This window comes from Aporhodopirellula aestuarii, assembly GCF_023701485.1.
GTDB classification, from domain to species: Bacteria; Planctomycetota; Planctomycetia; order Pirellulales; family Pirellulaceae; genus Rhodopirellula; species Rhodopirellula aestuarii.
Genome location: NZ_JAMQBK010000029.1, coordinates 279,074 through 289,707, shown reverse-complemented (window position 1 = coordinate 289,707; position 10,634 = coordinate 279,074). Strand labels below are relative to the sequence as shown.

Genomic DNA, 10,634 nt, shown 5'->3' with positions numbered 1-10,634 from the left:
CGCAAGCCGTCCGGTGACGCGGGACCAGACGGCTCGCGGGCTGTTGTTTTAGTGAGCCGACGGCGCTAGCCGCGGGCCTAACGGCTACGACGCGCGCATTGGACGCCCGCAGCCAGCGCTGTCGGTTCACTCATGTTGCGAAACGAATAAAGCAACAGCCCGCTCGCGCCGTTCCGCTAAAAAGAGCACAAAAACAATCGACGTCCCCGTGAGGCTCAGCCAGAGCAATCCGCCCGCGTACTCTGGCAGGGCACTCTGCTCGAACGCTCGCGAGTCTCGGCTCACCGATACAACAGCCTGCTGCGTGCGGACGCGTTCACTTCGACTGCATTTCCATCACCGGATTGACGGTCTTCGTCTGGTTGGTGATCGCGTCGACGACCCGACCAAGCAGCACGACGCTCGGCGTGTCACCGGGATGCTCATGCACGAGCGACGCCAATTCGCGAGCCGCCGCCGTGAGGTCGGAATGATGGAACGATCGCAGGGCCGATTCGTAGCGATCCGCCATCGCTCTCCACGCCGGCTCGTTACCGCTGTGCAGCTCATAAATTTCGACGATCTCTTTGACACCGAGCGGACGGACATCCGCTAACCGCCTCGTCTGCATCGGCTGGTCGCATTCCGACTCGTTTCCCTCGTCGCCCGTCGCTACCGGGTGAATCAGCTCCGTGCGAGCGAGAGCCTCACAGGTGGCTTTCGTGATCAACGCCGAGACCCCAAATTTTTTGGTGATCCCTTGCACGCGGCTGGCGATGTTGACGGTATTGCCCAGCGGCCCGTATTTAAATTTCACCCGTGAACCGGTGTTTCCGACTCGGGCCATCCCGGTATTGATGCCGATCCCGACTCCGAACCGTTCCGGGGTAATTTCTTTCCAACGTTCCCGCAGCGGTTCGATTTGTTTCAGCATCCGGCACGCGGCGCTGCAAGCCCGGCGGGCGTGGTCGGGTTGCTCGGCGGGAGCGCCCCACATCGCCATCAATTCGTCGCCGACGTAATCAACCAACACACCGTCGGTGCGGGTCACACACAGACTCAATTGCGTCAGCACGTCGTTGATCCACTCGATCGTTTTTTCAGGACCAACCCGTTCGGTGATCGCGCTGAAGCCGCGAATGTCACAGAACAACACCGAGACCTCCGCGTCGCGACCGGTCAACAAGTCTTCATTCTGTTGCAAACGCTGCGTGATCGCGGGCGAAAAGAACTGCGTCATCGAAGCCTGGATCGCCTCCTGGCGTTGGCGTCCGATACCGGCGGATACCGCGCCAGCCATGACTTCGAGTAGCGTCGCCTCGAGATCGCCGATCGGCGTATCGGCATGCATCGTTCCGTAACTGCGGTCGCCGTAGAGGGCACCGATAACGGCCCCATGCTCGTCAAAGATCGGAGAGGCCACCGCGCGGTCGAGCAACATGATCGACGACCCGATGGTGTGTTTGTAACTCTCCGGTTCGTACATCACCGTCTCTCGTTTCTGCAGCACCCGCTGCAACAACAACCGACTGCCCGACGGCAAAGGCACGTCGAGCCGTGGGCTACGTTGTGTCGACGAGGATGCCGAATCACCTTTCGCCGCTTTCGAATCCTCGACGGTTTCATCGTTGCTCGAACGGGCACGATGCTCGAGATCCGTGTCCGATAAACCTGATTTCAGGAGGCCGGACTCACTCGCTTCGCTGGAACGTTGATCGTAATGAGCACGGACCCACCACTTCGAATCATCTTCACGCATCAACACGTACGCACGGTCCAATTCGATCATCCCCGCGACGCTTTTCACGGCGGTATCAAAAAACTCATCGCTCCCCGCCGATTTTTTGACGACCGCGAGCGCTTGCCGGACCAAATCAACGGCGGCGTGGCCACGATTGGGGTTCGAATCCTCGGTGAAGGTGCGAATGAAGCTCGCACCCGGATTCATCGGCATCGTGAAGTCGGCCTGGAAAAGGTCCGGGTTGGGCGAGAGCGGACGCTTCGAATCAGGAGAGATCGTGCGGAAGGAAGCCGAGCCCTGCGAGCCGAAATCGTTTCCCGAATCAGACAACTTGCTGGAAAGACTCGTGCACAACACGATTTTCACGATCAGATTCTCGGGCAGCAGAATGGTGAACTCGCGATCGTGCTGCACCGTCGCCTTGGGCATGACCGGCACCGGATCTGAAGCGATCTGGAACGTCGATCGGGCGTGCAAATTTTTGACTTCGAGCTTCCCGTCGCTGGTCATCGAGACACTCAGCGCATGACGCGGCAACCCGAGCGAGGTGATGGGGGCAATCGCGATGCGATACTGATTGCCGAGATCCTGTACCTTCCGCAGGATCGCATTTTCCTCCTCACGCGACTGCCGCCCGATCTCCAGCGGCAATCCCGATTCGCCGATCCAACACTCCTGTTGGCCTTGCCAAAGGGTGACATCCACCACGGGCGACGACATGAAAACTCAACCTATTGCGAAAACGTAAGCGTGCGATGCGTGAGGAATCGACATCGTATCCTAATCGAGACGCCTCGCTGAAGGGGCGATTGACCTCGCCCGCCCCACATCAACTGCCGCCCATGCCACCCCCCATGCCACCGGGCAGATTGAAATCTGACACCTCTTCCTCCGTCGTCGGCTCGACCGACAACACGCGGCTGCGGTCGAACTCCACCGAATAACCGTATTTGACGTCCGTCGCTTCACTGCCATGAGTCGACGCGCCGAGCGTCAAATCCCATCGCAACAGACCGTAAGGTTTTTGCATCCGTTCAAATAACCTGTCGTTACTGAGCGGGGCGGTCACCTCGCCGAGCTCGACTCGAATTTGCTCGGCCTGACCGCTCAGCGGAATTCGATCGAGCAACCGGACGCTCAGCTCGCGATCTTTGAAATTACTAAGCACCAGTCGATATTCGAAGCCGAGTTTGCGGTTGCCGCCTTGGATCGCGTCGCTCTTGTCGACCAATTCTCGCCGCGTTCGGACCTGCCCGTCGGCGCCAAAACCGATCAATAATTTCTGACCACTCGCGGTCGTTGGAACCGTCATCGTTCCCACAAAACGATCATCGAGATAGATCGAAGCCGGTCCGCTGAGCAGCCCGAATGGCAACTCGTTCACCAACTCCGCTTCGCGGTACGCAAAACTACTCAGCAGCGGGATCGCCACGTGATAAAGCTCGCCGGTGAGATCCTTTTCAACAATCTCGACGAGTTGCTGCTCGCGGCGAGATTCGAGACTGACCGGCCCATCGAGCACGTACGTCTGGGTGGCGACTTCATCGGATGCGTCCGACGCGAGTCCGCGTGCCTTCCGAGCCGACGCCATGAACTCGAGATTTTGCATCTCGTCGGCGATGCGGTTGAGCTGCATGTCGCGGGCGATTCCCTGATCCGCTTTCCCGCCCTTACCACTGGCCTGTTCGACGCTCTGCTGCTGTTGCCGCAACGACGACATCCTGCTCTGCAAAACCGACGTATTTTTGCCGTACATGATACCGCTGCCTTCCATCTGACTCGGCATCGCCTGTGGCGGCGCCAATGATTGCTGGTTCATCCCCATGCCCATGCCCATTTCGTCGCCAAACGGATCATCGAGACCATCGTCTGATTGGTTCGACGCGTAGGTAGCCCGGACTCGCAGCGGTGCGAGACTCGGCCCCGATGCGGAGGCGAGCGGCGATGTCGTCGAAAGCGTCAACCGAACGCGATCCCAAGACTCACCACTGAGCTGGCCGATAACGGCTCCGTATCGCATCGTCACCTGATCCGAATCGATCTTGCCACTCATCGTGTATTGAGGCGTCCAGCCACAACCGCCCACCGAATAACTCAGCCGGATGACGTCTGGTTTCGCCTGGGACTCGTCCGCGGTTTCATCGGAATCATCGGCAACCGCACCGTCCTCCGCGACATCGATAAACACGCGTGCTTCGTATCGTGTGTTCCGGCTGCCATCGGTCAATCGAGACCGCTCCCGAGTGACTTGCGTTCGATGTTCGTTGAGTTCATTGGTCTCGTTTTCGAAATCGAAGAGTGATTCATTCAGCTCCGCCCGCTGACGCATGGAATAGGTCAACAGATGGGTCATCGCTTCGGCGTCCAAGACGCCCGCGTTCAAATCCGTATCCGCTGCGTGCCGGGTAAACGCGATCATTTGATCGAGCGTTGTGAGATTCCTTTGGGCAACCTCGCGGGCCTTCGCCAACCGCGCCAGCTCCAACCCGATTTCCTCGAGTCGATTGTCGAGCTCCTGAACTTCGTCTCGTGCGGATTCGCCGATCGGTTCTTGCACGACTCGGACCGCACGAATCGAGATCGAGTCACTCCCCTCAGCAAACACACTTGAAACGATCAGTTGCTCCGGCAACCCCGTGACAAGGACTTCGTGTGCGCCGGGACCGAGCGGTTGATCAGCCGTCAACGCGACCGAGCGGGTAACCAAAGCGGAATCGCGGAAGAGGGTCACATCCGTGATTTCGCCCTCCGCGACCACCGCAGCCGTTCGCTCGGCTGGCGGTTGCTCCGATTCCTGCCCCAACACCGATCCGGCATGGGTTGCACCCACGGCGGCGAGACACACAGACAACCAGACGGCAACCAAGCGATCTTGCTGCGGGCGGGGAACGAACGGAGAAGCATTGCAACACAGAAACACAGCATCACCTTCGGCGTGGGTGGGGACAAGACGCTTTCAAGACACCCGCATTCTACTCACAACCGAGCCCCACCTGCACAACCAGCCTCCGACACGCACCCTTCACCTCTCGCTGGCTCCGTACCAGGCGCGGACGGTTTCACGGGTGACTTGGAGGGGGCCGTCGTAATGCCACGGCAGCTCTTTCCACTCGCCTTGGTAATGAATCTGCCAGTGGTCTCCCCGTGTGTTGAAGCGGCCGGGGTGGCCGTTCTCCATCGGCCCATAACGGATCCGGTCCGGGGAAACTCCCAAATTCTTGGCGATCTGCAAACGCGTTTCCTCCATTAACGTCGCCACGTCTTCGGCAGATAAAAAACGGCGACGGCCTCGTCCTCGGTTCATGCATCCAGCATGAACGAAGGCCGGACACGTTTGGTCCGGCCCAACGTGGGCTGAATCTGCTACGACAAGAGACGCAGCTCGCCTTGATCGAACGAGAGCGATGCGAGCACCTCCACGAGGTCGTCACGCTCTGCTCCGGTCTCCAGATCGACTTGCGACAAGGCGGCAAAATCGATCGGTTGATCGTCCGCAAGGTTGAGCTGTTTGCGAGCCTCGTGTTCGACTCGGCCGAGCAACTCATCGACGACTTCGGCCAGCGGAGTCGAGCCTGTTTGATTCGTGGCCGCAACAATCGGCTCAGCGGCCACTCCCGTGTCAGCGTCGTCCGAGTTGAGATCGTTGATTACCCGCAACGCATCGACGGCGCTGGTGAAGCCGTCGTCGTTGACGTCGAGGAACGCCCGCGACACCAAACCCGTTGGTTCGTTCAATGCGTTGATCACCATGAGGGCATCCAGCGCGGTGATGTAGCCGTCGTTATTGACGTCGGTCGACGTGCGTTGGTTGCTGAACGGCCCCAAGCTCGCCAGTGACTTTTGAAGCTCCAGCGAAGCCGGAGCAACACCCGGGGTGGGAGTCGCGAGTTCAGGGGTTGGATAGACGCTGCTGAATTGCAATGGCGATCCATCCGCGGCGGTCAATCCGTGATTGGCGTCGAATAAGTCGAGGTCGTCGAAATCGACCATGCCCGATCCATCGAAATCAGCCCAGGCGGCCAGATCGCTTGGCCCTGACACAACCGATCCGAACGCGGCTGCAAAGATCGAGAAGTCGGCGAAGTCAACTTGGTCGCTGTCGTTGGCGTCGTAAGGAACCGCCCACATCCCGGTTTCAGGAACTTGTCCGACACCCACGCTGCCGACAATGCTGCCCGATGTCACGGTCGCGTTTTGGACCGAAAGCCCGAGATCGTACGGTCCGATATGGTTGGTGGCTTCGTCGACGGGAGCATCGTCATTTGGCCCCGGCGTGAACCGCACGCGGCCTAACAAGATCGGCCCACCCGCCAAGATCGGTGACGCGGCGACGAGCGAAATGCCGCTGACCGATCCAGCGATGTCATCGACATCGGCGGCGCCCACGGAAATGAATCCGGCGGCAGGTTCGAAGACTAACGCACTGGTGAGCGTCGTGTTGTAGGCAAGATCAAACGCGACTGCGTTGACGGCTTGCGTGTTCGATTCGGGCGTTAAGTAGATCTCGGTGGTGAAGGATTCCCACTCATGAACGTACCCAACGGACGCGGGGAGTTCAGCAACGCGTCCTTCAGCATCCAGATCGCTGTCTTGGCGAACGACAGCCAGGTCCAACATCGCGGTCTGAACGTGCTGGACGGATTCGACATCGGTCAGATCGACCGAACCGGGATCCAAGTTGCCCCCGCCAAACCGCGCGAACGGTAGTGAACCTTGTTCCAAGGTGTACGTTGCGGTGCCGCCCGCGGTGGCGACGACTTTGAAATAACCCAGACGAACCCAGTTCGGCGCGAGGCCTTGGCCGGTCTGCAACGTGCCGCCGCCCAAGTCATCAATCAACCCCGCCGCGTCATCGATCGATCCCGATGGCAACAGGTCATAGTCGTCATTCGAAACGTCAACGGCATCGACAACGTCGGTGTTGTAGCGGATATCGATTTGACCGCCCGCGAGTCCTGAGAACTGATTATCGAAATCTTGCACCCATGCTTCGACGTAGTAGGTGCCGCCGATAGGGCTTGAGGTGATCGCGTCGGGCAGGGCAGTGGATCCCGGAGCGGACGGCGTCGCAACGGCTCGCAGTTCGACGTCCAAGACCGATTGCCCGAGTTGAAAGATGGTTACCGTGCCGCTGACTTCATTGGCCGAGATTAATAGCGGTTGACCGTTGGGGCTGTCGGCGGCAGAAACAAATTTCAAATCTTCGACACCGAGATCGCCGGCCTCTTCAATATCCTCGGCATCGGCGTCACGATTGTTGATGTACTGCACGAACGTGGCTTGGGCGGGGGACGAAATGTCGTAAACAAACACGCCGCCGGTTCGTTCCAATCCGATGAAAGCGTAAAGCCGATCGCCGATCATGCCGGTCGTGATGGCTTCCGGCTCGGGTCCTTTAGCATCGCTGCGAGAATCGAATTCATTTTCGTCATTGGCGCTGTTGAATAGCTCGGGCACCAACTGCGCGGTGAGTTGCTCAAACTGGTCGCCAGAATCGAAAACGACGTTTCCGGATGAATCCCAAATCGTGAACGAACGACTGCCGTAGGTAAACAACTGATCGAAGTCCCCGTCACCATCAACGTCGCCGTCGATGTTGGAGATCGTCAAACGACCTAGCGATTCGTCTTCCTGTAGTTCGGCTCCGTTGGGAAAGACGGTGTCATCGAGGTCAATGTCTTTGATACGATCCTCGTCAAAGTCACGCGAGTCGCCTTCGTTGGCGGTGGTGTAATACGTTTGCCCGCCGATTTCGAATGCCGTGATCGCGTCGGGCATGTACAGGCCAAAGACCGGAACGGGAGCGATCGCAATCGCGTCGTCGCGGTCGCTCGGGTCGAGTCCGTTGCCGGGCAGCGAGTGATCTTTCACCCCGAGCGGCTGGATCTCGATGATTTCGGGAACCGTCAAATCGACGACCGCGACCGAGTTGGCTTCTTGGAGCGTCACGAAGGCTCGCGTTCCGTCGGGCGAAACGGTGGCGTATTCAGGTTCCAAATCACGCGAGGCGGATCGGCCTGGAAAAATTCGCACGCCCGCCGCACGCAAAGCGTCTTCCTGTCCGTCGAATGCGGTGAAGTCGAGCGTCGTCACGTCGAAGGCGGTGATAAAACCTTCGCTGCGTAATCGGTTGAGATCGATCACGCTGATCGTGCCCATCGGATCGATCGTGGGGTTCGGATCTTCCAAATCGTCAGGTTCTCCTTCGCCAGCGACGACAACGGTATTGCCATCGGGTGAAAAGGTCAGCGAGTCGGGCAGTGCGCCGACGGTGACGCTTCCCAAGAAACCACCGTTGGTGTCATAGAACAACACGCCACCGGGATTGGTATGGATCGGTGCAGCGACAGCGACGGCTACGATGCCTCCCGAAATCGCGACGCTGTTCACGCCACCGGTGCCACTGGGAAATGTGATCGGCGAGAGCGGTGTGGGTGCGGACGGATCGGCGATGTCCAACACGCCGATTTCGTTTGCGTCAGCGTTGGTGAAGAAGACACGTTGCGACTGGGGATCATGAGCAACGATCTCTGCCCCCGAACCGTCGAACACGCCAGTGGAATAGGTTCCTGCGACTGAAATTTTGAAGCTGTCGACGGACGATGGCGTCAGGATAGTATCCCGCGTGAGCGCCAAATTCTGAATACGTTGATCTTGCAGAGGCGAGGTTTCGCTGTCGCGATACGGGCTCGTGCCACCATCGGGATTGTGATTGGCGAGCAAGTATTCAGCCAATGCATCTTGTTCGCGGCCGGTGGTGAACACCGTGGAGGCTCCATCTGACAGCCCCGCATCGGCCAAGTGAACCATGTCGTCTCCATAGGCGGGGAAAGGATAGCCGTCGCCACCGATGGGCGAACCGCCGGAAAATATCCCGGCGAGGAAGTCGAGCGTCACGATCCGGATTTCACGATTCAGGTTACCGATCAATTGGCCGTCTTGGACCAGCACATCGATCGTTTCACCGGAGTCGTCGACCAACACCAAACTGCGAACACGCTCGCCCTGTTGCACAACGTTCGCGTCTCCATCGAGGATTTGTTCGGGACGTGTGGGATCGAAACTAAACCGAGCACCGCCGATTTGCGGGAATTGCCCGGGAGTCGCATTTCCCTCGGCATCGGTTCCCGCGACCCCGTGTTCGATCAATTGCTTGAGTTCCAACGCGGTGACGGTCATCAAAGTCAGACCGTTATCAAACCGCAGTGCGTTTTCGACATCTAACTGCGAGATCTCGCCTGCTTCTTTACCCGCGTCGGGGTTGGCTGCCGTGGGAAGTTTTTCGCCGGTCAAACCGTCGATCGACCCGATCGCGGCGCGGATACCGCCACCGTTCTTAATCGAGACCGCGACGGTATTGTCCAACTGCCGCGCGACCATCAGGTTCGCATCCGCGGTCAGGTCACCCAGGTTGGTTTCTTGAGTACGAATCTCGGCTCGACGTCCTTCGATGAAGACATCCGTGGCACCAAAGATCTCGCCATCTTTCGCAGTGACCACACCACGAACGGCTTGGACAAGCTTGTTAACCTCGGTCGCTTTGGTGCTACCTGCGATCGCGGTTGCGATGTCTGCCGCACCGGTAACGGCGAGCGTGCCGGCTTCGTCGGTGGCAAACACGCCACTTACGTTCGAATCCAACATGGCTGGCAACACGACACCGTTTTCGTCGAAGTCGACCACTAACCGGCCGACATAGCTGTATTCACCATCGGTGCTGACGATCAAAGTGGGATCGTTATCCGCGTTGCTGGTTTGCAGCGGGTAGGTTCCTTCGGCAACATCGCCAGCCCGCAGCGTGTCCTCCGAGTCGGCGAGCAACGTGTCCGATCCACCAGCGACGATCACGTCGACGCCGTGCAACAATCCGGCGAGTTGTTCTTCGAGAGAGATTTGTTGCAGGTGGCTGACCACGATGATTTTATTGACGTCATCAGCGTTGCCCGCGATGTCGTCTTCACCATCCGCGATATCGGCGATCAGCGGGTTCAGCACGTCAGCCAACGCTTGCATGTCGTTGCTGGTTCCGGCGCTGGAAACGGTCCCGCCGGGTGATGAAATTTGGCTGAGCAACTGTGTCGTGGCACCGATGATTGCGACCGATTCACCGTTAACGTTCGCGATAGTCGCCGGAGCGATCTTGGCATGAGCCGCGGCGGCCGCCAAGTCGTTTAAGTCCGCTTGAAATTCCGTCGTCGCCAGAACGTCTGAGGTGAACAGACCTGACAAACTCGGATCGCTGGAGAAGTCGAGGTTGGCGCTCAGGTACGGGAATTGTGCTCCCAGCCATCGCACGTCGCCAAGACCAGCACCGCGAATGTCGGTACCGATCAAACCGCCGAGCGTGTCGCTGCCAAAGTCGAACTCGTGGTTACCGAGTGCCGATGCATCGAAACCGAGCACATTCATGATCGAGATGTCGACTCGCCCACCATCTTCACGAACGTTGGTAAGAGCGGGGTTGTTAAACAGGGTTTGGTAAGCGTCTTGCAAAGGCGTCCGCAAACTGGCGTCACCCGATGCGCTGAAGAAAGGACCTCCGATGAAATTATCACCGGCGGAAACCAGTAGCGAGCCACGTCCGTCCGCATCAGCTTGGGCTTCGAGCGATTCGACGATCGCAGCAAAATGGGGCGCGTCTGAGATGGCATCCACGCCACCTTCCAAGTCGCTGGCGTGCAAGAGTTGCAAGGAGAAATCCGATGCGAGCATGCGACGAGATTCCAAAGTTTGCAATCCGCATCGCCTACGTTGTTGATGGCGTCGGGAACGGCAACGGGTCAGTGATCGTTTTGCCACAGTGTTTATTCCTGATTCGTTCTAACTCGGGGGAGAGGGAAGTTCGGGCGGAATATAGCGGCCGAATATGAACAACCCGTAAACGAATCGCGGTCATTTCTGTGTAGCTTTGGCG

General features: G+C 58.6%; 4 protein-coding genes. All 4 read right to left on the bottom strand.

What is annotated here, in order from left to right; translation table 11 throughout:
• Nucleotides 1-316 precede the first annotated feature (316 nt).
• Nucleotides 317-2,440, bottom strand: a complete 2,124-nt coding sequence (locus tag NB063_RS11625) for an adenylate/guanylate cyclase domain-containing protein (RefSeq protein ID WP_250928895.1) — start codon at nt 2,438-2,440, stop codon at nt 317-319.
• 109 nt (nt 2,441-2,549) lie between these two features.
• A complete protein-coding gene (locus NB063_RS11620) occupies nt 2,550-4,640 on the bottom strand; it encodes a DUF4139 domain-containing protein (protein ID WP_250928894.1) in 2,091 nt (696 codons plus the stop codon).
• A gap of 102 nt (nt 4,641-4,742) precedes the next feature.
• Complete coding sequence (locus tag NB063_RS11615; protein ID WP_250928893.1) at nt 4,743-5,024, bottom strand: hypothetical protein; 282 nt, start codon at nt 5,022-5,024, stop codon at nt 4,743-4,745.
• A gap of 59 nt (nt 5,025-5,083) precedes the next feature.
• A complete protein-coding gene (locus tag NB063_RS11610; RefSeq protein ID WP_250928892.1) occupies nt 5,084-10,519 on the bottom strand; it encodes a choice-of-anchor I family protein in 5,436 nt (1,811 codons plus the stop codon).
• Between the last annotated feature and the right edge of the window lie 115 nt (nt 10,520-10,634).

Coding starts and splice junctions, on each gene's coding strand:
- NB063_RS11625 (WP_250928895.1), bottom strand. CDS start 2,440: ATGTCGTCGCCCGTGGTGGATGTCACCCTTTGGCAAGGCCAACAGGAG.
- NB063_RS11615 (WP_250928893.1), bottom strand. CDS start 5,024: ATGAACCGAGGACGAGGCCGTCGCCGTTTTTTATCTGCCGAAGACGTG.